Annotated in this window: 17 protein-coding genes and 1 pseudogene; 3 read left to right on the forward strand and 15 right to left on the reverse strand. The window is 40.7% G+C overall.

Annotated features, from left to right (window positions below):
- The 11 genes and pseudogenes from CVS89_RS09615 to purB all read right to left on the reverse strand — a co-directional run bounded on the left by CVS89_RS09615 (nucleotide 1) and on the right by purB (nucleotide 14720).
- Nucleotides 1-681 carry a putative quinol monooxygenase gene (locus CVS89_RS09615; protein ID WP_107847988.1) on the reverse strand — a complete coding sequence of 227 codons (681 nt, stop codon included), beginning with the start codon at nucleotides 679-681 and terminating at the stop codon, nucleotides 1-3.
- A gap of 13 nt (nucleotides 682-694) precedes the next feature.
- The gene (locus tag CVS89_RS09620; RefSeq protein WP_103567128.1) at nucleotides 695-1159 is read right to left on the reverse strand and encodes a hypothetical protein; all 465 of its coding nucleotides are present in this window, start codon (nucleotides 1157-1159) and stop codon (nucleotides 695-697) included.
- Between the two features lie 50 nt (nucleotides 1160-1209).
- On the reverse strand, nucleotides 1210-2646 hold the full coding sequence (locus tag CVS89_RS09625; protein ID WP_107847989.1) for a subtype B tannase: 1437 nt from the start codon (nucleotides 2644-2646) through the stop codon (nucleotides 1210-1212).
- A gap of 38 nt (nucleotides 2647-2684) precedes the next feature.
- The gene (locus CVS89_RS09630) at nucleotides 2685-3455 is read right to left on the reverse strand and encodes an SDR family NAD(P)-dependent oxidoreductase (RefSeq protein ID WP_107847990.1); all 771 of its coding nucleotides are present in this window, start codon (nucleotides 3453-3455) and stop codon (nucleotides 2685-2687) included.
- Nucleotides 3452-4093: an NAD(P)H-binding protein gene (locus CVS89_RS09635; RefSeq protein ID WP_107847991.1), complete on the reverse strand. Its 642-nt coding sequence runs from the start codon at nucleotides 4091-4093 to the stop codon at nucleotides 3452-3454. Before CVS89_RS09635 ends, CVS89_RS09630 begins: the two co-directional genes overlap by 4 nt.
- 29 nt (nucleotides 4094-4122) lie before the next feature.
- Nucleotides 4123-5268, reverse strand: a complete 1146-nt coding sequence (locus CVS89_RS09640) for an iron-containing alcohol dehydrogenase (RefSeq protein WP_107847992.1) — start codon at nucleotides 5266-5268, stop codon at nucleotides 4123-4125.
- A gap of 84 nt (nucleotides 5269-5352) precedes the next feature.
- Nucleotides 5353-6027: an anaerobic ribonucleoside-triphosphate reductase activating protein gene (locus CVS89_RS09645; protein WP_103581587.1), complete on the reverse strand. Its 675-nt coding sequence runs from the start codon at nucleotides 6025-6027 to the stop codon at nucleotides 5353-5355.
- Between the two features lie 87 nt (nucleotides 6028-6114).
- A pseudogene (locus CVS89_RS09655) lies at nucleotides 6115-8397 on the reverse strand (ribonucleoside triphosphate reductase).
- Nucleotides 8398-8852: 455 nt separating this feature from the next.
- Nucleotides 8853-10643, reverse strand: coding sequence for an ATP-dependent nuclease (locus CVS89_RS09660; protein ID WP_107847993.1), 1791 nt, complete (start codon nucleotides 10641-10643; stop codon nucleotides 8853-8855).
- Between the two features lie 19 nt (nucleotides 10644-10662).
- Nucleotides 10663-13038 (reverse strand): ribonucleoside-diphosphate reductase subunit alpha, encoded by a 2376-nt coding sequence (locus CVS89_RS09665; RefSeq protein WP_103636828.1) that lies wholly within the window; start codon nucleotides 13036-13038, stop codon nucleotides 10663-10665.
- Nucleotides 13039-13388: 350 nt separating this feature from the next.
- A complete protein-coding gene (gene purB / locus CVS89_RS09670) occupies nucleotides 13389-14720 on the reverse strand; it encodes an adenylosuccinate lyase (RefSeq protein WP_107847994.1) in 1332 nt (443 codons plus the stop codon).
- 186 nt (nucleotides 14721-14906) lie between these two features.
- Between purB and CVS89_RS09675 the strand changes: the two genes are divergently transcribed.
- On the forward strand, nucleotides 14907-15821 hold the full coding sequence (locus tag CVS89_RS09675; protein WP_107847995.1) for a pseudouridine synthase family protein: 915 nt from the start codon (nucleotides 14907-14909) through the stop codon (nucleotides 15819-15821).
- A gap of 303 nt (nucleotides 15822-16124) precedes the next feature.
- Here the strand turns inward: CVS89_RS09675 and rlmN are convergent, their stop codons facing one another.
- The 4 genes from rlmN to CVS89_RS09695 are packed head-to-tail and all read right to left on the reverse strand — an operon-like array spanning nucleotide 16125 to nucleotide 21983.
- Nucleotides 16125-17270: a 23S rRNA (adenine(2503)-C(2))-methyltransferase RlmN gene (gene rlmN, locus CVS89_RS09680; RefSeq protein ID WP_107847996.1), complete on the reverse strand. Its 1146-nt coding sequence runs from the start codon at nucleotides 17268-17270 to the stop codon at nucleotides 16125-16127.
- The gene (locus CVS89_RS09685) at nucleotides 17267-17947 is read right to left on the reverse strand and encodes a purine-nucleoside phosphorylase (protein ID WP_107847997.1); all 681 of its coding nucleotides are present in this window, start codon (nucleotides 17945-17947) and stop codon (nucleotides 17267-17269) included. The genes rlmN and CVS89_RS09685 overlap by 4 nt, the downstream gene beginning before the upstream one ends.
- On the reverse strand, nucleotides 17947-18702 hold the full coding sequence (gene hisF / locus CVS89_RS09690) for an imidazole glycerol phosphate synthase subunit HisF (protein WP_107847998.1): 756 nt from the start codon (nucleotides 18700-18702) through the stop codon (nucleotides 17947-17949). Before hisF ends, CVS89_RS09685 begins: the two co-directional genes overlap by 1 nt.
- Before the next feature lie 2 nt (nucleotides 18703-18704).
- Nucleotides 18705-21983, reverse strand: coding sequence for a DEAD/DEAH box helicase (locus tag CVS89_RS09695; protein WP_107847999.1), 3279 nt, complete (start codon nucleotides 21981-21983; stop codon nucleotides 18705-18707).
- A 106-nt stretch (nucleotides 21984-22089) separates the two neighbouring features.
- Here CVS89_RS09695 and rsmA point away from each other — a divergent pair, with 106 nt between their 5' ends.
- Nucleotides 22090-22932 (forward strand): 16S rRNA (adenine(1518)-N(6)/adenine(1519)-N(6))-dimethyltransferase RsmA, encoded by an 843-nt coding sequence (rsmA, locus tag CVS89_RS09700; protein WP_107848046.1) that lies wholly within the window; start codon nucleotides 22090-22092, stop codon nucleotides 22930-22932.
- Nucleotides 22898-25051 carry a ribonuclease J gene (locus CVS89_RS09705; RefSeq protein WP_196088146.1) on the forward strand — a complete coding sequence of 718 codons (2154 nt, stop codon included), beginning with the start codon at nucleotides 22898-22900 and terminating at the stop codon, nucleotides 25049-25051. Before rsmA ends, CVS89_RS09705 begins: the two co-directional genes overlap by 35 nt.

The raw sequence follows: 25051 nt of genomic DNA on the forward strand, positions 1-25051 counted from the left end.
CTAAAATTTTACCTTGCTAAATGAGGTCTCGTTTTTTAGGCCAAAGCCGTCAAATTCGTCTATCAGCCCAGCTCGCTCTTTGGCATAAGCCTTGTAGTTTTCGCTGTGGCGGTAGCTCTCAAAGCTAGCCTCGTCTTTGTAAATTTCAACCAGCACCCACTTATTAGGTGCCTCTTTTTGACTAAAGGCAAACTGCGCGTAAGCACCCTCATCTACGCTTTTTTGCATATATTTTTTGATGATCTTTTCAAATTTCGCATCGCTCTTTGTTAAAAGGTTTAAATTTGTGATGTGAAAGTAGGCATCTTTTAGGCGCTCTGGCGTTAAATTTTTAGAAAATGCAGCCCGTTTTTTCAGGCTTATAGCCTTTTTGCTAGCTAAAATTTCAGCGCTTGCGCTTGCAAATTTCTTAAAATGCGCCGAGCTTATATGCTTTTTGTAAGCCGCCTCGTCCTTGTAAAACTCAAGCACGTAAAATAGCTCTGGCTTGCTCTTTGCGCTCGCAAAAAAGATCGCCTGCGTGCCTGGCTCGCTCTTTGAGCTTAGGATATTTTCCCTACCAAGACGCTTTAGCAAGCTCTTGTTATTTGGCGTTGAAAGCAGCTCGTATAAGCTCACTTTCGCCTCCGCCCCAAAGGCAAAAGCCGCCAAAACCGCTAGTAAAAATAGCTTTTTAAACATCAAATTCCCCTTATCACTTCGCCTTTTTCATATCAGCCTTAGCTTTTATCTCTTCTGCTGCCTCAAGGTCAAGCTGTGCTTTTTTAAAGGCTTTACGTGCTTTTTCTAAGCAGTTAGAGTTGCAGTTAGAGTTTTTGACACTTGGGTTATCAGCATAGGCTTTTTCTGCCTCTTCTAGCTTAAATTTCTTGTCGCCATAGTTCATTTGTGCTTTTTCAAGGTTGTTTGTAGCTTTATTGCCACCTAATAGCTCAGCCTTTGAGGTGACTTTACCAGTGACTGGATTTCTACCGATAGTGGCATCAAAGTCACGTTTGCTATCTCTTTTGTTCTCACGATAACACTCTTCTTTTCCACCTATCAATGTGCCAGCAATATTGCGAGGTCTATTTTTTGGATCACTGCAATCGACCGCTGCAAAACTAATAGACGAAAACAAACTAAGCAATAAAACATAAATTAGTGCCTTACTTTTCATCTTTACTCTCCTTGAAAATTTTTAAATTTCTCATACTTTCTCCTTTAAATTTATTTTTCTAAAACTCTTTTCATCCAAGCAAAAAGCTCGTCTAGGTCGTAGTCGCCGCCATGTCCTTGCCCCCAGACCGCTTCGAAATCAACCTCTTTGCCAGCATTTTTAAGCGAAAGTGCGAGCATAGCAGGCACAGCAAGGGCTAGGTCGGTGTCGTTTGTGCCCTGCCTTATGCGGTAAAATTTCGCCCCCTCTTTATTTTTAGTGTAGTTCATCGCATTCATCATCTTTATGACGCTAGCGTCTGCCATCTCACCGTCACTTCGCTCTTTTGCAAATTTAGTAAAGTGCTTTGCAGGCGTTTTGCTATCGCCAAAAAGGTCGTTTTCTGGATTTTCTAGCCCAAGGCCGTCAAATGCAACCACCGTTTTGGCGCGTTTTAGCGAGGCAATGAAGTCCTCAAATTTGAATGTATATCCAAGCGAGCAGCCCTGCGTATCAAGAGTTATAAATTTAGGCGTGAGCGTGCTTTTGTCGCTGCTTTTTGTAGCGGTAAAAGCCCTTGAGATGAGAGCGCTTATATACTCTTTGAAGCTGCCCTCGCCGTTTTCATCAAGGCTTAGCGCGTGGCCTTTGGCGTCTTTTAAATTTAGCGAGTTTAGATAGGCTGGGAATTTGACTTTTAGCTCGCGTGAGAGCTCTTTTTGCGTGGCGTTTAGCTCGCCCGTAATCATCTTTGGCTTTTTGCTCCTGTCATTAAAGCTAGCCGCGTCAAGACTTGCAAAATCAATCCTTTCAAATTTATCCAAATCCCCAAACATCCACTCATACGCCTCGTCCTCATGCTCTAAATTTGTAACAGGGCAGTAGGCTGAGACGGCATAAATTTGATCGTCCGCCTTTGCAGCGCCTAGCTCTTTAAGATATGGCTCATACTCTTTTGCATTTGCGCTTACTCCTAGAAGTGCCGACATCGCGCCGCCTGCGCTCGTGCCGTTTGAGATGATCTTATTTGCGTCGCCTGGCATAAATTTGTCGTTAAATTTAAGATATCTAACGGCCGCTTTTAGATCGACTATCGCAGCTGGCGCTTTGCCGATAAATTTCTCGCCATCTTTTAGCGTTCTGCCCCTAGCGCCAACGCTTGCCACGACGTATCCTCTAAGAAGCGCTTCAAGGGTGGCATTTGGTTTTTCGTTTTGGATTTCTGGCTTTTGTGGTTTAGCGCTCATGTAGCCGCCGATCGCGTTTGGCATAAAGATAGCCCCTTTTTGGTCGCTAAATTTACCCTCTGGCACGTAAAAATTAAGCACCTCATAGTCGCTAGCTGGCTTTGCCACATAGACTATGCCCTCATAAGCTCTAAATTTAAGCGTCCTCTCGCCAAATTGCACGCTTTTTAGCTCAAATTTCTTTTCATCAAATTTAAGCTCGCCACCAAAGCAAGCGCCTACCAAACAAACCCCTAAAATAGCAACTCTAACGCATTTCATGATCTGCCTTTTATTTTGTCCTACTTTTGCTTTAACGCCTAGTTATCTTTTGGCTCGTATTTGATCGCATAGTCAAATTTGGGCTGGTGTAGTGAAAACTCAAAGCTATCTCTATCCACCGAGCCAACGCAATACTCACTATCATAAAGGCGCAGCAAAAACTCCGCCATCTCTTCACTCGTGTGGTACTTTTTAAACGCCTTGTCGTAGTCGTAGCTCTCTTTGCTAGTTGCCACCATGCCAAATTCTGTCTTTGTGGCAGCTGGAGCTAGCACTTTTGCCTGCATCTTTGCCTGCTTGTCTTGTGCTAGCTCGTGGTAAAGCCCCTCACTAAAGGCGCTTACGAAAAATTTGCTAGCGCAGTATGTGACGGCGTTTGGCACGATCTTGTAGCCGCCTATCGAAGAGATGTTTATAAGCTGCGTATCTTTGTCTTTATATTTTTTAGTAAAAAGTGTTGAGAGCGTCACAAGAGAGATGATGTTTAAATTTATCATCTGCGTGATCTTGTCTAAATTTTGCTCGCCAACCTTATTATAGTCGCCAAAGCCAGCATTGTTTATAAGCGCTTTTAGCTCAAATTTTTCTAAATTTCGCCAAAGAGCTAGGACATTTTCTTGCTTTGAAAGGTCACAAAGCTCTATCACCACATCGACATTTGCAAATTTAGCTATCTCGCTTTTTAGCTCTTCTAAAAGCTCCCTGCGTCTTGCAACTAGGATCAAATTCTCCCCGCGCCTTGCAAATGCCTTTGCCACAGCCGCTCCTATGCCTGAGCTTGCCCCAGTGATCACTATATATTTTTTCATTTTGTAAATTCCTCCGGACTATAAATTTTTACACCTTCACTGTGATCATCTTGTGCTACTTGCACGATCACTCTAGCGATATCTTCCGCTCTCATCGGACGATACTCGTCAAAAAAGCCTTTTGGGATAAATTTAAACGCCTTTATCGCCAAATACTCACCTAGTCTAAATTCTTTCCTATCAGCCTCGATAAGTGGCAGCCTAGCGATATGAAATGAGCTATATCCAAGCTCTTTTATCTTTGTTTCTGCTTGACCTTTTGCCTTTAGGTAAAACGAGCCTGACTTTCTGTTTGCCCCTGCAGCCGAGAGCAAGACAAAGCGTTTTGCACCGCACTCCAAGCCAAATTTGGCGAAATTTATCGGATAGGTCACATCGACTTTGTAAAACTGCTCTTTGTGCTTTGCCGCCTTCATCGTAGTGCCAAGCGCGCAAAAGACGTCATCAGCGATAAATGGCACCTCATCTTTAAAATCATCAAAATTTACTATCTTTACTTCAAGCTTTTCATGGGTAAATTCTAGCTCATGCCTAACAAGGGCGACCACCTTGTTATAGTGCTCACTCTCGCATAAATCCTTTAAAATTTCACTTCCCACAGCGCCGCTGGCTCCTGCTATAAGGGCGACTTTTTTCATGTTTATCCTTTGTAAATTTTGGATAAATTCTATCTCGCTAAGGCAAAAATTTCGCTTATGGCCTCTTTTGTATAAATTTGCTCCAAGCCCCTGCCCTTGGCGTAGTCATAAACTAGCGCCATGATCTCGTCTAAATTTGACTCATCAACGCCGATTTCGATGAGGCTTGTTGGCGTGCCGATCTTGCTAAACCACTCTTTTAGCTTTTCAATAGCCTCGTCTGCGTCATCTACGCCAAAAATTTCTTTGCCAAAGCGCTTAAATGCCTTTAAATTTCTACTCTTATACCACTTCATCCAAGCTGGCATAACCACACTTAGCCCAGCCCCATGCGCGCAATCAACCACCGCACCTATGGCGTGCTCGATCATGTGATTTGGATATGAGTAGCCAGCCGTGCCGACGTAAGTTAGGCCATTTAGCGCCATCGTAGCAGCCCAGGCAAACTCGCCTCTAGCGTCGTAGTTTTCTGGCTCTTTTAGTAAAATTTCAGTCGTTTTCATAACGGTTTTGATGTTTGCTTCGATGTATAAATTTATGATCTCAGGCTGGATGCTCGCCGTAAAGTAGCCCTCGATGCTATGAGCGATGATGTCAGAGGCTGAATAGACCAAATACTCTTTGCTAACGCTTGCTTGAAGAAGCGGATTTACCACCGAGACTTTTGGGTAAAGACAAGCGCCGTGCATGGCAAATTTCTCTTTTGTAGCTTCATTTGTAACGACTGCGCCGCCGTTCATCTCTGAGCCAGTTGCAGCTAGTGTTATGATGTCAAAGATCATAAGCGCCTCTTTTGGGCATTTGCCAGTAAAAAAGTCCCAAACGTCGCCATTATATTTAACTCCTGCAGCCACGGCCTTGGCGCTATCAAGTACCGAGCCGCCGCCTATGGCTAGCACGCTATCGACGCCTTGCTTTTTAGCCAAATTTATAGCCTCATTTACCTTGCTTAGCACTGGGTTTGACTTCACGCCGCCTATCTTGCAAAACTCGATGCCATTTGCGCTTAGGCTCTTTGTGGCAACGTCAAAAAGTCCGTTTTGCATGATCCTGTCGCTGCCATAGATGATGAGCGTCTTTTTTGCGCCAAATTCTTTCATATATTTGCCGATGTTTTGCTCTTTGTCTTTGCCAAATTCTATTTTAGTAGGGTTTAAAAAGCTGAAATTTTGCATAGTTTTCTCCTTGTTTGCTTTTGCGATTTGAGGTAAATTTTAGTTAAATTTTCTTATTTTTAGCTATTTTTATCGGCGCTAAATTTAGAAATTTCTTAGTCTGATAGGTAGTTTTGATGTGATCTTATCTGGATCGAAGCTGTTTTTTGGATCGCCTAAGCCTCCAAAATTTTCGCCAGTGTTAAAGAATTTTTGTAAGAAATAATCCCCTCTATACCCAAGTTCAAAAAGTAGCTCGGACATCTCAGAGATATCCTTTTCGCTTAGCAAGTCCGCATGCACGGTCGTTCTAACTTCAAATTTAAAATTTATCTCAAGCAAGTATCTAAGCGTGGCGGCAAATTTCTCATATAAATTTGAGCCAGTGATGCCTATAAATTTCTCTTTTGGAGCTTTAAAATCAAGCGCGATGTAGTCGATCAGCCCCTCATCTATCGCCTCTTTCAAGACGTCACGATATGAGCCGTTGGTATCTACTTTTAAACTAAAGCCACGTGCCTTTACCTCACGTGCTAAATCAAAAAATAAAGGATTCGCTGTGCATTCTCCACCGCTAAAGACGATGCCATTTAGCTTGCCGACCCTGCGATCTAAAAAGTCGCAAACTTCGCTAAGGCTTATAGTGCCATTTGACTTTACAACCTCGATGTTGTAACAGTATCCACAGCGCATATTACACCCTGCAAACCAGATGACAGCTGCCACTTTATCAGGATAGTCAAGCGTCGTAAATGGCGTTATACTAAAAATTTTTTGCAAATTTAAAACCTATGTGAAATTTAAAGGCACAGAGAATGTGCCTTTTTTTAAAAAAACGTATTTTATACTATTTTTTAAGATTTTGTGTTACTTTTTGCAGCAACTCGCGTATTCGTCAAATTTAACACGCTCTTTGTGCTCGCCTTTTTTACCGAGATTAAAGCTCTCAACTGGTCTATGATAACCCATAACACGAGTATAGACCACGCATCTTGTGCGTTTGTCTTGCACTTTTTCTAAGATTTCTTTTTCTGTCATTTTCTCTCCTTATTTGGATTTTTTCTTCTCATTTTCTATCAGCTCTGCATCACAAAGTGGGCAAAACTCATGCTCGCCAGCTATGTAGCCATGCTTTGCGCAGACGCTAAAGACTGGCGTTATCGTGATGTATGGGAGTTTGTAGTTTGAGATTATACTCTTTACAAGCTCTTTGCAAGCTTTAGCCGAGCTGATGCGCTCTTTCATATATAGGTGAAAGACGGTGCCGCCAGTGTAGGCGCTTTGTAGCTCATCTTGCAGATCAAGCGCTTCGTAAGCGTCGTCTGTGAAATTTGCAGGTAGCTGGGTTGAGTTTGTGTAGTAGATATTATCGCCCTCACCTGCTTGGATGATGTCTGGGTAGCGCTTTTTATCTTCTTTGGCAAAGCGATACGTCGTGCCCTCAGCTGGAGTTGCCTCAAGGTTGTATAAATTTCCGCTCTCTTCTTGAAATGTCCTTATCTTATCGCGTAAAAAGCCAACCATCTCAAGGGCAAATTCACGTCCAAATTTAGTTGAGATGTTCTCTTTGTCGCCAGTGAAATTTCTAAGTAGCTCATTCATGCCATTTATGCCGATCGTGCTAAAGTGGTTGTTAAAGTGCTTTAGATACCTAGCTGTGTAAGGATAAAGCCCTCTGTCATACATCTCTTGGATAAATTTACGCTTCTTCTCTAGGGTTGATTTAGCTAGGTCTAAAAGATAGCTTAGTCTGTTGTAAAGCGCGACCTTATCGCCTTTGAAGTTATAGCCTAGGCGGGCTAAATTTATAGTGACGACGCCTATTGAGCCAGTCATCTCAGCACTTCCAAAAAGACCGCCACCGCGTTTTAAAAGCTCTCTTAGATCAAGCTGCAAGCGGCAGCACATAGAGCGCACGTGGCCTGGTTTGTAGGCATTTTCGTTTTCTATCTTGTTGCCATTTTCGTCGTAAGTGTATTGCGAGCCGATGAAATTTTGAAAGTAGCTTGAGCCCATTTTTGCGGTATTTTCAAAGAGAACGTCTGCTACTTCGCTATCCCAGTTAAAATCCTCTGTGATATTTACCGTTGGTATAGGGAATGTAAAAGGCTGTGAGCACTTGTCGCCAGCTGTCAAAACCTCGTAAAAAGCCTTATCTATGCGCGCCATCTCAGGCTCGAAGTCCTTGTAGGTCATATCGATCAAATTTTTCCTGCCACGCTCGTTTGCTTTTTTCAAAATTTTCTCATCTTTTACATTTGTAAAAAGGTGTATGTCATCGCTCGTTGGGATCTGATCTCTTAAGTCGCTTGGGCAGGTGATGTCTATGGTTACGTTTGTAAATGGACTTTGTCCCCAGCGCGCAGGGACATTTAGGTTGAAAATAAAGCTAGTGATCGCCTTTTTGATCTCGGCGTCGCTTAGATCGTCTTTGAAGACGTAAGGCGCAAGGTAGGTATCAAAGCTAGAAAATGCCTGAGCGCCAGCCCACTCGCTTTGTAAGATGCCTAAGAAATTTGCCATCTGATAAAGCGCCTCTCTAAAGTGCTTTGGAGCTTTGCTCTCGACCCTGCCACGAACGCCGTTAAAGCCCTCGTTTAGCAAAGCTCGCAAACTCCAGCCAGCGCAGTATCCTGTGAGGCAGTCAAGGTCGTGGATATGATAGTCGCCGTTTCTATGCGCTAAGCCCTCTTCTTTGCTATAAACAGCGTCTAGCCAGTAGTTTGCTATGACTTTGCCGGCGGTGTTATTTATAAGGCCTGCGTTTGAGTAGCTTGTGTTTGAATTTGCAGAAATTCTCCAATCAGTGCCGTTTATGTACTCATTTATCGTTTGGGTTGAGTTTATGTAGGTCGTATCTTCGTTTAGACCTAAAATTTGCTCGCGTTGAAGCTTGTGGGTGTGGCGGTAGAGCATGAAGCTCTTTAGTACTTCAAAATGTCCGCCGTCAAATAGCTCTTTTTCTATCGCATCTTGGATGTCTTCGACTGTTATCGCACTTGATTTTTGAAAGATATCTTGGACTACATTTGTAAAAACTTGCTCGTCATAAGCTTTATTTTCGCTGGCAAATGCCTTTTTTATAGCATCTACTATCTTGTATGCTACAAATTCTTGCCTTGTGCCATCTCGTTTTAAAATTTCACGCATCACTTGCTCTTTTCTGATTATTTTTTGATATGGAGTTTAAAAGTATAGGACAAGAAAGCTTAAAATATAGAAAACTTATTTTATTTTGTTTAATAATATTTATCAAAAAATATAAAATTTTAGAGAGTTTTATTAAAGGATAAATTTACGTATTATAAGTATTTTAAATTAAAATTTGATCATTTTTACTTAAACAATTATTTTAATTTTAGTTTTTAAAATAGTAGATTTGAAATTTTACAGGTCAATCAAGCTTATTTGGGTATAATCTCAAAAATTTAAAGGACAAAAATGACTTCGATAAATATACAGATAACAAATATCTACTAGTCTTAAAGCGGATCGCTATCAAGAAAAATTATAATACGATATTTTACGCGATAAAATAAAGCATGGATTACAACTACATGCATGCTATAGAAAAAATAACACTATAAATCCATTATCTTAATTTTCTAACTGTCTAATTTATCTTTGATCTTTTGAATAAAATGAAAATATTCTTTTTTTATATTTTCATTTTTAGCATTAATTGCTAGTGCATTTTTTATCTCTTGCTTTTTTTCTTTATTTTGACTTACGGCTTTATCTATATTGTCAATGCTAGATTTATTTTCATCATACTTATAACTTTCATTATACTGTTTAATTTTATCTGACAAATAATCTAATTTATAAAAATCTTCAAGTGTTTTTATCATATTAGATTTATCAAAGATCTCATCATATTCGAGCCAGTTTTCTTCTAAAGTAGGAAAATCTCTTTCAAAATCTTTTCTTTTATTCTTTGAAGTTTCATCACTATCGGATACTATAAGGAATTTTTTGCCAGTTAGCATCATCATTGTAGTTATTGTATTAACTTCTTTTATACCTCCCATATAAACTAGACCACAGTCTTTAAAATCCTTATTTTTATAAGTGTTTTTAAACACTTTATAATCCGTATATCCTTCAAAAATAATATTTTTTGACTGTATACTTTCAAATATATGACTTCCAATTGCTCTTTTTAAAAGTTCGTCTTCTTGAAATGGTGATTTGTCTTGTGGGACTATTTCTGAAATATCATCCTTTCTTTCTATAACCAGATGTCTTTCTATACACTCGTTATCTATCATAAAAGGAGAGTGCGTAGAGTAAATTACAACAGCTTTTTCTGAAATTTTTAGTAATTCTTCTTTTAAAAATCTCGCGCTAGTTGGATATAAAAAAGCATCTGGTTCATCAAATAAGATTAATCTACTATAGTCTTTTTGTGTTCTATATTCAATTGATAATATAAGTAATATTGCTATAAACCTCTTAAAGCCATCACTTCTATCCTCATTAGAATAAAACTCTTTTTCCTGTATTCGTATATCAAACTCTTCACCATCTTTTCTTATAATAAACTTTATATTTTTTAAGTCAGGCCATATTTCTCTAAATTCTTTTGTTGCTTTATTAGATATATTGTCTAAAAAGCTATGTAGTCCTTTATCTTTCTTGGCTGCATTTTCAATATCTTGTTGAATATCTTTTATATTGCTTAAATAAAAAATATTCTTTAAAGGCATACATATGTCTGGGTTGCTTTTAAAGTTTTCTATATTTACGTTAGATGGCAATAAATGACTATCGCTATACTCCCAAAACATAACTCGCTTATAAATATTTTCCATGGATATTATATTTTTTATTATTTCAAATACAATTGTCTTCATGTGATCATACGTCAAAGGTTCAAGTAAAGGACTATTACTTTCACCTTCTAATTTTGCAATTTGTTTACTATCTGTACTGTAGTAGAATAAGTTAGATACTTTATATTTATCCTTTAATTCTTCATGTATCCAATAGGTTAAATTTGGTATATCATTATCTTTTATATATAATCTTAATACGATTTCATCAAAAGCATCTTTGATGAAATTTGCAATACTTAAATTATCTTCAAAAATATCTAGGTCTTTTATGGTGTATTCTTCAGTTAATTTTCTTTCAACACAATCAAATATATCTTGATTAAGTTTGAATATGGCATAAATATAGTATTCGTCATCATCCAAGGCTGTTTTTCTTTGATCTTTTATGCTAACCTTATATCCATTAAATACTGCAGATATGGCTTTTAATATATTACTTTTCCCTGCCTCGTTTTTTCCTACTAAGATTAAACATTTTTTTCCATTTTTTTCCTCGATATTTATTTTCATGTCTTTTATAGAACGAAAATTTTTTATTTCAAATCTATCTAATTTCATATATTAGCCCTTTTGCTTTTCACTGACAACCCTCGCATTCGATCGAGCGGTCAGCCACGTCGTTTAGCTTTTCGCTGTCTGGACTTTCAGAGCGTAGATAGTAGGTTGATTTTAGTCCAAGCTCCCACGCAAGCGTGTAAATTTCACTTAGATATCCGCCGCTTGCTTTGTCTAAGCTCATGAAGATATTTAGGCTTTGACCTTGATCGATCCATTTTTGACGGATCGCGCCTGCTTTTATAAGAATTCTTTGATCAAGCTCATAAGCTGGCGTGTAAAACTGCCAAGTATCAGGGCTTAAATTTGGCACGACATTTGGGATCATACCGCTTAGGTTGTGCTCGAACCACTTGCGTTTATAGACTGGCTCGATGGTCTGAGTAGTGCCAACAAGGATCGAGATCGAGCTAGTTGGAGCGATCGCCATTAGGTAGCCGTTTCTCATGCCGTCGCGCTTGACCTTCTCTCTTAGCTTGTCCCAGTCGCAGACATTTTCGTCAAATAGCCCGCCTTTGTCGTTTAAAAGAGCTTTTGCGTTTTCGTTTGCGGTGTCTATCGGCATGATGCCTTTGCTCCATTTTGAGCCTTCAAATTTTGGATATATGCCCTTTTCTACGGCTAAATTTGAGCTAGCGTAGATCGCGTTGTAGCTTATGTTTTCCATTATGCTATCAATCAGCGCCAAATGCTCATAGCTGCCCCATTTTACGTTTTTCTCAGCTAGCATTTGCGCTTCGCCCATGACGCCAAGGCCGATCGAACGAGATGATAGGTTTGTGTGTTTTACCTTTTTGTGCGGATAGAAATTTAGGTCTATAACGTTATCAAGCATTCTAATAGCTATCGGCACGACACGCTCGATGTCCTCTTTGCTGTTTATCTTGCTTAAATTTATACTTGCAAGGTTGCAAACTGCCGTTTTGCCCTCGATGCTCTCTTTTTCTACGATGAAAATTTGCTTGCCTTTTAGGCTATCAAGCGCGCTAAGCTTTTTGGCCTTTTTAGTTATGCCGCTATCTACGGTAACGTCTTCTTCTTCGTCAAATAGCTCCTCGCCGCCATCTTCATAAGTGATCTTGATCTTATAGTAGTTTGGCGCTGTGTTTTGGAAAATTTCGGTGCATAAATTTGAGCTTCTGATGATGCCCTCGTGGTCGTTTGGATTTGCTTTGTTGGCATTGTCTTTAAAGCACAAAAATGGCATGCCCGTTTCAAAATAGCTAGTTAAAATTTTCTTCCAAAGCTCTTTTGCAAGGATGGTGTTTTTCTGGATATTTTCGTCGTTTTCATACTCTAAATATCTCTTCTCAAACTCCTCACCATAAAGGTCGCAAAGGTCGCTTACTTGAGCTGGGTCAAAGAGGCTCCAGCGGCCATTTTCTTTGACACGCTTCATAAATAGGTCGTTTATCCAAAGCGCAGGGAAAAGCTCGTGCGCGCGGCGTCTCTCTTCGCCTGAGTTTTTACGAAGATCGAGAAAATCGCTCACATCCATGTGCCAAGGCTCGATATAAACAGCGATCGCGCCCTTTCTAGTGCCTAGCTGATCGACCGCTACTGCGATGTCGTTTGTCACTTTTAAAAATGGTATGATACCGCCAGCTGCGTTTTTGTGTCCGTCGATACTGCCGCCCATCGCACGCACCTTGCTCCAGTCCCAGCCGATACCGCCGCCAAATTTTGAAAGTAGTGCCATCTCTTTGTAACTATCAAAAATGCCCTCGATATTATCAGGCGTGCTGCCTACGTAACAGCTGCTTAGCTGGTGGCGTGTAGTCCTTGCGTTTGAGAGCGTTGGGGTGGCTAACATCACTTCAAATTTAGAGATGAGATCGTAAAATTTCTTAGCCCAGCCTTGGCTGTCTAGCTCGTTTTGCGCAAGAAACATAGCGATCGCCATAAACATGTGCTGTGGCAGCTCGATGGGCATACCGCTCTTGTCTTTGATGAGATAGCGATCATAAAGCGTCTTGATACCAAGGTATGCAAACTGAAGGTCGCGCTCTGGTTTGATATATGCGTTTAGATCCTCTAAGTCGTACTTCTCTTTTAGTCCGGGGATGATGCGGCCTACCTTTTCGCCCTTTGCGAGGTAGTCTTTTAGGTGGTTGTAGCCGTTAAAGCCAGTCACTTTGTGATAAAGGTCGAACAAAAATAGCCTTGCTGCAACAAATGTCCAATTTGGGCGGTCGATGTCGATCTTATCAACTGCTGTTTTTATAAGAGTTTGCTGAATTTCCTCAGTCGTTATCATATCTCTAAACTGAATTTTCGCATCTACTTCAAGCTCGCTAAGACTTACGTTGCTAAGACCTAGGACAGCTTCGTTTGTGTATTTTTTGATCTTGCTGATATCAAGCTCTTCTGTTCTGCCATTACGTTTTATAACTTTCAAAAATGTCTCTCCGTGTTAAATTTTAATTTGAGATTTTATCCAAAAAGATATAAAAACTCTCTTTGCCAAAAGCTACTCAATAAATATAAAATTTACCACCAAAATGAGAAAGATAAAGGCTTGTTAAAACTATCGTTTTTAGTGTGAGAGAGCGACGAAGGCGTTAAACGTGATGAGCTTTTGGATTAGTTTTGGAGATCAAAATTTAAATTGCCACTAAATTTTGCTGACACTTGTAAACGCTACTTGAAAAGTGCCGCCCTTGGCTGATAAATTTGACGAGCTAAATTTAAGGTGGATTTTGTGTTAGGGTATTTGCAAGGGGCTAAATTTACCCCTTGCGTTTAAATTTATTTGCCAAAAACTCTGGCGAAAATTTTATCTACATTTTTGGTGTAGTAGTTGTAGTCAAAGCACTCTTTGATCTCATCTTTACTAAGGCTCTTAGTTAGGTCCTCGTCGTTTAGCAAATTTTGTAAAAATAGGCTGTGACCTTGCTCGTCGATCGCTTTTTTGCCCTCCTGCAAGTCCGCCCAGACCTTCATGGCGTTGCGCTGGACGATCTTGTAGGCGTCCTCTCTAGAAATTCCACGCTGTGGCAGCTGCAAAAGCACGCGCTGTGAAAAGACTAAACCGCCTGTTAAATTTAAATTTTTCATCATATTTTCTGGATATACGACTAAATTTGCTATCAAATTTTTGATGCGAACCAGCATAAAATCAGCCGTGATAAACATATCTGGCAGGATAAATCTCTCAACCGAGCTGTGGCTGATGTCGCGCTCGTGCCAAAGGGCGACGTTTTCAAGAGAAGGCGTGACGTATGAGCGTAGCACCCTGCAAAGGCCGGTGATATTTTCGCTAAGGACTGGATTGCGCTTGTGTGGCATCGCGCTTGAGCCCTTTTGTCCTGGACTAAAGTACTCCTCCGCCTCATAAACCTCAGTCCTTTGGTAGTGTCTAATGGCAACTGCGATCTTCTCACAAGTAGAGGCTAAGATAGCGATAGCACTCACCACGTGGGCGTAGCGGTCGCGCTGGATCACTTGGTTAGAGGCTGGAGCAGCTTTCAGACCTAGCTCTTCGCATGTTAGCTCTTCAAATTCCATCGGTGCGTGGGCTAAATTTCCCATAGCGCCTGAGAGTTTGCCGTAGCTGATCGTATCTTTTGCGTCTTTGATGAGCTTTAGCGCCCTTGCTATCTCATCGTACCAGATGGCAAGTACGAGGCCAAAAGTTATCGGCTCGCCGTGAATGCCGTGGCTTCTGCCGACCATAAGCGTATGCTTGTGCTCGTTTGCTCTGTCTTTGACCGCCTGCATGAACTCCTCTACGTCGCTGATGATGAGCTCTAAGCTCTCTTTCATCTGAATTGCGACGGCTGTGTCGATGCAGTCGCTTGAGGTCATGCCATAATGCACAAACCTGCTCTCCTCGCCAAGGCTCTCGCTGACGCTTGTTAAAAATGCGATGACGTCGTGCTTTGTCGTCTTTTCTATCTCGTCGATGCGAGCCACTTCAAATTTAGCGTTTTTGCAAATTTTCTCGCAGTCGCTGTCGCTTATGAAGCCAAGCTTATTCCAAGCTTTAACAGCAGCTTTTTCCACCTTGAGCCAAGCGTCGTATTTTGCTTGTATGCTCCACTTTTCAGCCATCTCTTTGCGTGAGTATCTTTCGACCATTGTTGAACCTTTTGTGTTAGTTTGCTTTTGTCCTGAAAGTATAAATTTGGCTTTTTAAGCCAGAAATCACGTCGTGCAATTTCTCTAAATTTAAGTTTTGATTATATAAAATCCGGGCTGAAATGTCGGTTATACGCTTATAAATTTGGGCTTAAGATAGCTCGCTCGTTTTTCAAAGGATCATTTTTGCCCTACGTAAATAAATTTATCATTACTGCAGATCATCAAAAAGCTTACGAAATTTTGCTGAAAAATGGCTTTAACATGAGCCAAACCCAGCGCCTCATCGATAAAGGCAGACTGATCTGTGGCGGCAGTGTCGTGAGTGAGAAAAATGCCGTTTTGTGCGGCGATGTCTTTTTGATCGACTATGAGGTCAAACCAAAAGGACTAAAGCCGATCTTTGAATGCGAGAGCTTTGCTGTATTTGACAAGCCAAGCGGGGTGCTGAGCCACCCAAATGGCAGGCACTGCGACTACTCGCTAAATGATGAAATTTACACACTTTTTGGGCGAGATGCGAGTGTGGCACATAGGCTGGACTGCGAAACAAGCGGAGTGATAGTCGTTGGCAAAGATAGAAATTCTACGATAAAACTAAAGAAAATCTTTGAAAACAGAGAGGTTTCTAAAAGCTACGTCGCGATGGTACAAGGCAAGATCGAGCGAGAATTTACGATCGATGCCAAAATGGATCTAGCGAACAACTACGACGATGTGAAAATGCGAATGCAAATTTGTGAGAACGGCAAGAGCGCTGTGACTAAAATTTTGCCGATAAGATATTTTGACGATATCGATACGACTTTGGTTCGTGCTATCCCACTCACTGGCAGGCAACATCAAATTCGGTTGCATTTGTTTCATGTGAAACACAAGATCCTTGGCGAACCACTTTATGGTTTGTCACGTCCGCAGATCGAGAAAATTTTAGACAAAGAGATGAGCGAGAGTGAACGGATAAATTTAACTGGAGCAAAAAGGCTCTTGCTTCACTCAGATGAAATTTCATTTAAATTTGATGAAATTTTTTACAAGATAAAGAGCAAATTTGACGCCGAAAGTGAGTTTTATAAATTTGCAAAAGAAGCAAATAATTAAAATATTTAAATTTTAAAAAGTCTTTCTAGTAAAAATAATCTATAAAAATTTTTATAATTTTGCTTTTAAATTTGAAATAGAGTTTTTATTGAAAAATAGAATTAGATTTTTGGTGTAGCCACTTGTGAGTTAAATTTTGGCAATCAACTTTGTGTTTTTGTTTTTCATCCACAAAATTTCATGCCAAATTTTTCAGATTTTATTTTGAAGTTTTATTTTCATCTTTTAAAACTTTAATGATAAGTCCAAGTCCAACACCAACAACCAGCACTATAAAAATTATCTCAACGATATCAAGAGCTGTCATTTTTTACTCACGTTAGTTTTATCGTTAGTTGGTTTTTCTTCTGCTTTAGCTGCACTCTTATCGCTAACGTTAGCTCTGAATTTAGGATTTTCATTTCGCTGTTTTAGCTGTCCGCAAGCTGCACTTATATCAAGCCCTTTGCTCTGTCTGATCGTGCAGGTGACACCATGATCTCTTAGATATTCTTGAAATTTTAGCATACTGGTAAGCTCAGGCCGTCTAAATTCACTACCTTCATGCGGGTTAAAGTAGATCAAATTTACCTTTGCCTTGATACCATGCAGCAGTTTAACCAGCTTTTTTGCGTCACTAACGCTGTCATTTAGGTCTTTGATAACAAGATATTCAAACATCACGCGCTTTCGCATATCGATAGGAAATCCCCTAACAGCATCCATAACAGCCTCGATATTATACGCCTTATTTATCGGCATCAGGCGGCTTCTAAGCTCGTTAGTAACAGCATGTAGTGATATAGCCAGCAAAACACCAAGGTCCATCTCGCCAAGCTTTTTTATCTGGCTGCCAAGGCCGCTAGTTGAAACGGTTTGACGGCGTGGAGATATGGCTAGACCCTCATTTAGAGCTAAAATTTTGATCGCTTTACTAACGTTAGCAAGGTTATCAAGCGGTTCGCCCATACCCATATAAACGACATTTATGCGCCTCTCGTATGGTATGTTATTCTCTCTTTTTATCCATAAAATTTGCCCTACGATCTCGCCAGCAGTCAAATTTCTAACAAGTCCACCCTTTGCTGTTAGGCAAAAAGCACAGCCCATTTTGCAGCCAACCTGCGAACTAACACAAACAGTATAACGAGCATGGCGACTAATCTTGCCATCTTCGTCACTAATCTCCTCTTTCATCGGTAGCAAAACGCTCTCTATCCTTAGCCCATCTTTTAGCTCAAAAAGATACTTGATAGAGCCGTCGCTACTTTGCTCAAATTTCACACATTTTAGAGGGTCAAGATAAAATTTCTCAGCCAAGTCCTGACGCATATCCTTTGGTAAATTTAGCATTTGGCTAAATTCAGTCGCATTTTTTTTGTATATCCACTCATAAATTTGCGTCGCTCTAAAAGAGGGAGAGACAAGCTCTTTTAACTCTTCAATGCTAAGATCAAGCAAATTTTTCACATATTTTCCTTTACATATTTTGTTAGTAGCTCTTTAGCCGCAGAGTGATTTTTTATAAAATCAGCATGCGCATTTTCATCACAAAAATTTGTCGCTACGAAAATTCCATAAGCTGGAATTTTAAAAATTTGAGCCACTTTTAGAACAGAAAAAAACTCCATATTTTCTAAAAAATATCCCTTTTCAAACATCTTATAAGCCAAATTTTTATCTGTCGTTATGAAATTTGATGAATTTGTTTTGATAGTTCCACGTGAAACGATAGAAGAAATTTCACACTCGATAGGCGAGTAAGATCTATTTTCTATACTAGAAATTTCAATATTTGCCCCAACCGAGCTTTCATAAATTTGCAAAATTTCACCATCTTTATAAAGGCCAGCTGAGCCAACAAAAACTATCTTTTCTGGCATCTGATATAAATTTTGCTCGGGATTTTTTGACAAATTTTGGCTTAGATTTTGTAGCTCTGGGTTTGATGAGTTTGCAAATTTGGCCTCGACCTTTGCAAGGTAGTGTGGATCAATATTTTTTAAATTTATACTCTTTTCATCCACCCCAACACACGATCTTTTTTGCAAAAACTTTGTCAAATTTACCGCCATATCGACTAGCCCCACCCCCATTGGCAAGGCAAAGTCAAAAATTTCATTTTTTCCAGCTGAGATAACTAACATCAAAGCCTAACCTCAACACCATTTGCCTTAAGATACTCTTTTAGCTTTTTTATCTCGATCTCGCCAAAATGAAATATCGAAGCAGCAAGACACGCATCAGCCCCGGCTTCAAAAGCCTCTTTAAAATGCTCCATTTTCCCAGCGCCACCACTTGCGATAGTCGGTATAGAGAGCGCACTAAAGATCCTTGTTAGCTCCAGACTAAAGCCCTGCTTGACGCCGTCGTTATCCATAGACGTTAGCAATATCTCCCCTGCCCCGCGCGACTCGACCTCTTTTGCCCAAGCAAAGGCATCTTTTTTGGTATCGATCCTGCCACCATTTATAAAAACGCTATAACCATTTTCGATCTTTTTAGCGTCGATCGCCACAACGACACATTGCGAGCCAAATTTCTTAGCCGCTTCGTCGATCAAATTTGGATCTTTTATCGCCGATGAGTTTAGGCTCACCTTGTCGCAGCCCGCATTTAAAAGGCGAGAGATATCATCTATCGTGCGTATGCCTCCGCCAACGGTTAGTGGTATAAAAAGCTTGCTTGCAACCTTTTTTACCACATCAACTATCGTATCACGGCCAAGGTGAGAGGCTGTGATATCCAAAAAGCACAGCTCATCAGCGCCCTCGTCGTTGTATCTTTTAGCTATCTCGACTGGGTCTCCAGCATCAACAAGTCCAACAAAATTTACACCTTTTACGACCCTGCCATCTTTTACGTCGAGGCATGGGATTATGCGTTTTGCAAAATGATCCAAATTTATCCTTTGTCTATCTTTCTAGCTGCCACCTCAAAATATGGCAAACTAGCCCAATTTTCTCGGTTTCCAACTATATAAATAACCTCTTTTGCTCTTGTTAGCGCCACGTTTAGCAAGTTTGGCTTGCTAGCAGCCCACGCTCTAGCACCCTTTGTCGCCCCACCTAACACAAATACGATAATGTCAGCCTCTTTGCCCTGCATAGTGTGGATAGTGCCAGCACCTTTTAAATTTCTACAAACATCTTTAAATGGCGTTATTATCCTGATGTTATAATTTTGGCTAGCTAGCTCGCCTGCTAAGAGCTCTTTAACCACCTCACCCTCGGCTTTATTGTAGTTACCTATCCACTCTTCGCTTCTAACGTCTATCCACTTTGTTTGCACGTTAGTGTTTGCAAATTTACTAGCCGCGTTTCTGCCAAGTATCATCATATCATCGTAGATAGTCTCGTTTGAGGTCTCAAACATAGGGTTAGCGCATCTTCTATGCACGATCAGTGGTGAGCCGACCCAGATACTCTCACCGCTACCTTTTATATATGTGCCGATATTCTGCACCTTGTCTGCCCTTAGTTGCACAGAGGATTTAAGCAAGTTAAACTCCTCCTTTGCTTCGCAGTAGCTAAGTATCGCGTTATTTAAACTAACTGGCAGCGTTACGACAGGTTCAAGTTGAAGTGGGTCGCCAACCACCACGGCCATCTTTGAGCGAAGCAAGGCGCCTAACGCGTTAGTTAAATTTGCCTGCCCTGCTTCGTCTATCAAAAGCATGCCTATATCGCCATTTAAAAGGTCTTTAAAGGTGTTATTAAACGAGGCAAAAGTCGAGCTAACAACAGGCGTTAGCAAGAAGAGCCCCTTGATAACCTCGCGTCTATGCTTTGCCTCTAAGCCGTTTTTCTCAGCCATCTTTTCATCGTTAAAGATAACGCTAAGGGCACGTAAATTTGTCCTGACAGCCTCTTTGCAGGCAAAAATGGCAGCTTTGTGCAAATTTAGCGCCTCTTTAAAAAGCTCTATCCTAGCCCTAAAAAGCTTTGTCTTGTGAAATTCCTGGTCTATGCCACGCTCCATCATAAATGGCATACTCTTTTGCATCTCTTCGTTGCTCTCGCTAAAGCTGCCGTTTAGAAAGATATCTAGCTCCTCGCTCCTGCCAAGTATCTTTTGACGTCTAGCAAAGTCGCTTTGCAACCTTTTGTAAAGATTTATCTTAGTATTTAGCTCTGCAGCCCTGTTCTCAAGCTCTGCTATCTCGCTTTTTAGCTCATTTAGCCTTGCCTCGTTTTTCTCTTTGCTCTCGCCATTTTGCTTACTAGCTTTTAAATTTTGCTCAGCTATCTGGCGGTTTATCTCACCAACTTTTAGCGCCTCGTTATTATACTTTTCAAAGGCCTCTGTCTTAAAAATCTGCTGAAAGAGAAAAAATGGCGGCTTTTCTGGCGTGCTTAGATACTCCTGCAACGCTTCATTTTGACTAACAAGCCTTGTTAGCTCCTCTGCCTCCGCCTTTTTATCTTCAAGCTCGCCACTAACGTTAGCAAATTCGCTCTCAAGAGGAGATAAAAGCTCCTCTATCTGCTTGGCTGAGTTATAGCTCTCTAGCCTTCTATCAACATCAGCTAGCTCTATTTTAAGGCTCTTTAGCTCCTCTTCTTTGATCCTGATCTCACTAAAAAGTAAATTTACCTCGTGAAGTGCGAGATTAAATTTCTCCTTCGCCTCGTCAAAATCATCGACCCCTTCGCCAACTGCCAGATATTTGCCAAGCCCCATCAAAAAGCCATCTTGCTCCAAAAACTCGCCATACTCTTTTGATATCTCATCATGCTGGCTGTGAGTAGCCTCGATCTTTACGCCATTAATTGCGTTAAAAACGAAATTTGACTTGTTTTGCTTTGAGCCAAGCGCCACGCAAAATAGCCCCCAAGCCGGCTTTGAGATAAAGGACTTCTCGCCATATTTACTCTTTTCGTCAGCCGAGAGCAGCCTTGTGGCTATAAATTTAAAATAATCAATCTCACCCGCATATGAGCCAATGCTTTTTAACTGGCTTAGCTCCTTGCTCAAAATCTCAACCGCGCCGTTATTGCAAGAGCTAACGACCATCTCGTAGCCTTGCAGCTCGTCATTTAGCCTAAAATAAAGCGCCTTTTCGTCGCTGTCATAAACTGGCTCAAAGATATCGTGTCTGCTCATTTGCGAGAGCTTCATCGCCCTAAGCGTCACCACTTCAGCCATCACGTCCTTTAAAAGTGTCGTTTTCCCAGTGCCTGGAGCGCCATTTACGCTATAAATCCCGCCGTTACCTTCTTTAAATTTCTCTATGATGTTATTTAGCGCCATTTGCTGTGAGAAATTTAAGGCAAAATCACTTGCAAAAGCCGATCTTGGGTAGCGCTCAGCCCCAAAAAAGTCCCTAACCGCCCTTTGATTTAGCTCATCTCTAACATCAATCCTCTCAAATTTATTCTCACCGCCCTCGTCCAAAAACTGATCCGTCAGCTCGTGCGTCCTGCCTGACTCGTAAAATTTGATAAGTAAATTTATATCATCTATAAAAAAGCTATTTAAAAGGGTGTCGTTCTCTTTAAAATTTGGATCAGCGATCCTTACTTCAAGCCTGATCACGTCTTTACAAAATGGCGTCTTTAGCGAGCTTTTTAGCTCCTCATGCACCGCTTTTACATAGTCGCTAAGCCTCATTTTCTCTTTATGGATAGAAATTTTATCCTTGATGTGCTCGCACTCTTTGTTAAAGTCGTTTTGGCTGATCTCTTTTAAATGGTTTAGGCGCACCATCGCCCAAGGAGCCGTTGGGATGAAAAGGTCATTTGATGAGTTTGGCGTGAAAAATGGGCTTAGCTCATCATCTAAATTTGCATCTTTTAGAGCAAAATTTTGCTCATTTTTGCAAAAGGCTAGATCGCCAGAGAGCTTAAGCTTATAACAAAATGCCTTTTCAAAGCTCGTTTGCTCAGAGCGTAGCTCCTCTAAAATTTGCTCTTTTTCAAATTTCACCTTTGCTAGCTTTGATATCGCAAGGGCGAGCAAGTCAGTCTCAAAAATGCCACCATAAATTGAAATTTCTATACCATTTTTTAAAAGCGACCTATCAAACGCCCTTAAAATTTGCATAAATTTCTCATCAAAATTTGCGATCTCAAGGTCCATTGATTTTTTAAATTTGCTATTTGTCTTTTTTGGCTCGTCTAAGGTTTTTGGCTCTAAATATTGTGATAATAAAAAGTATTTTAAGGTGTTTGCCCTACTCAAATTTGCGCCTTATTTTGTTGTTATTTAGTGATTATAGTCCATTTTATATATGATTAAACTAAACTTGTAATCATTGTATAAGTAATTTTTGGCTAATATCGCGGCTATGATAAAGGCAAAAAAGCACTTTGGACAGAATTTTTTACAAGACAAAGCGACACTAGATAAGATCATCCAAGCGATACCCAAGGACGTAGAAAACGTCGTTGAGATTGGGTCTGGCTTAGGTGATTTGACATTTAGACTTTTGCAAATTTACAAAACGACCTCTTTTGAGATAGATTGTGAGCTGTTTCAAATTTTAAAGGTCAAATTTGCAAATGAGATCCAAAATGGACAATTAAAACTTTTTTGTAAAGATGCTTTAGAGCAGTGGCAGCAAGAGGGCGGACTAAGTAGCCAGAACTACTTTTTAGTCGCAAATTTGCCCTATTATGTTGCTACGAAGATGATACTAAATGCGATAGATGACGAAAAATGCCTTGGACTTATCGTGATGATACAAAAAGAGGTTGCTCTTAAATTTAGTGCAAAGAGCAAGGATAAAGAATTTAGCGCTTTATCGATCCTCGCTTCACTACAAGGCAGGTGTGAGCTTTTGTTTGACGTGGATGCAAAGCTTTTTAATCCACCCCCAAAGGTCACATCCTCAGTCATCAAACTACAAAAAACAAAAAAGATTTTTGGCAAAGACGGGATTTTCAAAGATGCAAAACAATACGAGGCTTTTAAAGCATTTTTAAGAGCTGCGTTTGCTTCGCCAAGAAAGACGCTTTTGAAAAATTTATCCACAAATTTTGACAAAAAGGCGTTAGAAGAAATTTTTGAAGACCTAGACTTAGCTCAAAATTTACGTCCACACGAACTAGATGTCGATTCTTATCTAAAAGTATTTGAAAGATTAAAGGAAGATAATGAACGACAAAAACGAAGAGAAAGTTGTAACTAACCAAAGTAAAAACAACAAAAGACGAAGATTTAGACCAAAAAACAAGCCAAAACAAGAGGGCGAAACTACCGAGCAAACATCACTGGCAAGCAAAAGCGTGATAGATAACTTCTTTGCAGCAGAACAGGCTGAAGCCAAAACGCACGCCGAGCCAAAGAGTCAAAATCCTCGCCCAAAAAAGCAAAGAAATAACAAAAATCAAAACAAAACTGGCGAAAACAATAAGCCAAAAGAGCAAAAACAGCAAAAAGAAAAGCCAAAACAAGAGCCAAAAGCTGAAGCTAAAAACGAGACAAAAGAGCAAAAAGAGAAACCAAAAAAGGCTAAAAAACCAAAGAAAAATTTACCCGCAAAGCTAAATGGCAACGAGCAGTGGCAACAAGATATCGCAAGTGCGATGGAGGCAAACAAAGCCACTCACGAGCTAAGACTTGAGCCACTAAAATATCTAAACTCAAGCGAGCATAAAATTCGCATAACTCCACTTGGCGGTCTTGGCGAGATCGGCGGCAATATGACGGTCTTTGAGACAGAAACTAGCGCTATAATCGTTGATATCGGCATGAGCTTTCCAAGCGAGAGCATGCACGGCGTGGATATCCTCATCCCAGACTTTGACTACGTTCGCAAGATAAAAGATAAGATAAAAGGCGTCATCATCACTCACGCACATGAGGATCACATCGGCGCAGTGCCTTATTTTTACAAAGAGTTTAAATTTCCTATCTACGCCACACCTTTACCACTTGGCATGATAAATAATAAATTTGAAGAGCACGGGCTAAAACAAGAGCGCTCGCTTTTCCGTTCGGTCGAGAAGAGGAAGCCATATCTCATAGGCGACTTTGAAGTCGAGTGGATACATATAACCCACTCTATCATCGACGCCTCAGCACTTGCTATCACGACAAAGGCAGGCACGATCATCCACACAGGCGACTTTAAAATCGACCACACGCCGATAGATGGCTACCCAACAGACCTTGGCAGACTAGCGTATTATGGCGAGCGTGGCGTGCTTTGTCTGATGAGCGATAGCACAAATAGCTACAAAGAGGGCTTTACAAAGAGTGAAAGTAGCGTTGGCAAGACCTTTGATGCGATATTTTCAAAAGCAAAAGGCCGCGTCATCATGAGCACATTTAGCTCAAACATCCACCGCGTCTATCAAGCGATCGAATGGGGTTTAAAATACAACCGCAAAGTCTGTGTCATCGGCAGATCAATGGAGCGAAATTTATACACCGCGATGGAGCTTGGCTACATCAAGCTTGATAAGAAAATTTTTATCGACGCAAACGAGGTTGGTAAATTTAAAGATGATGAGGTACTTATCGTCACCACAGGCAGCCAGGGCGAGACCATGAGCGCGCTTTACCGCATGGCGACAGATGAGCACAAATATATAAAGATAAAGCCGACCGATCAGATCATAATCAGCTCAAAAGCGATCCCAGGCAACGAAAACAGCGTCTCAACGGTGCTAAATTTCTTACTAAAATCAGGTGCGAGCGTCGCTTACCAAGACTTTAGCGAGATCCACGTCAGCGGTCACGCAGCGCAAGAAGAGCAAAAGCTGATGCTTCGCCTCATAAAGCCAAAATTTTTCTTGCCAGTGCATGGCGAGTACAACCACATCGCAAAGCATAAAGAGACGGCCATTAGCTGTGGTGTGGATGAGAGAAATATCTATCTAATGAGCGACGGTGATCAGATGGAGGTTTGTCAAAAATACCTAAAACGTGTAAAAACTGTAAAAACTGGCAAAGTCTTCATAGATAATCAAATAAATAAACAAATTTCAGACGACGTCGTCATCGACAGACAAAACCTTGCCGAAGCAGGCGTCGTCATGATAATCGCTCAAATTTCACGTCACGGCGCAAAACTCATCAACAAGCCTCGCGTCATCAGCTACGGCCTTGTGGGCGACAAGCAAGACGCCGAGTTTAGAAAAGAGATGGAGGGCGTGCTAGAGCAGTATTTAAGCAACGTCAAAGAGGAGCTTTTAAAAGATAGCAGACTACTCGAGTCACAAGTGCGCCAAGTGATCAGAAAGCACATATTTAGAAAGGTCAAAAAGTACCCAACTATCGTGCCGATCATCTATCTAATGTAA

It is taken from the genome of Campylobacter concisus, from assembly GCF_003048615.2.
GTDB lineage: Bacteria > Campylobacterota > Campylobacteria > Campylobacterales > Campylobacteraceae > Campylobacter_A > Campylobacter_A concisus_C.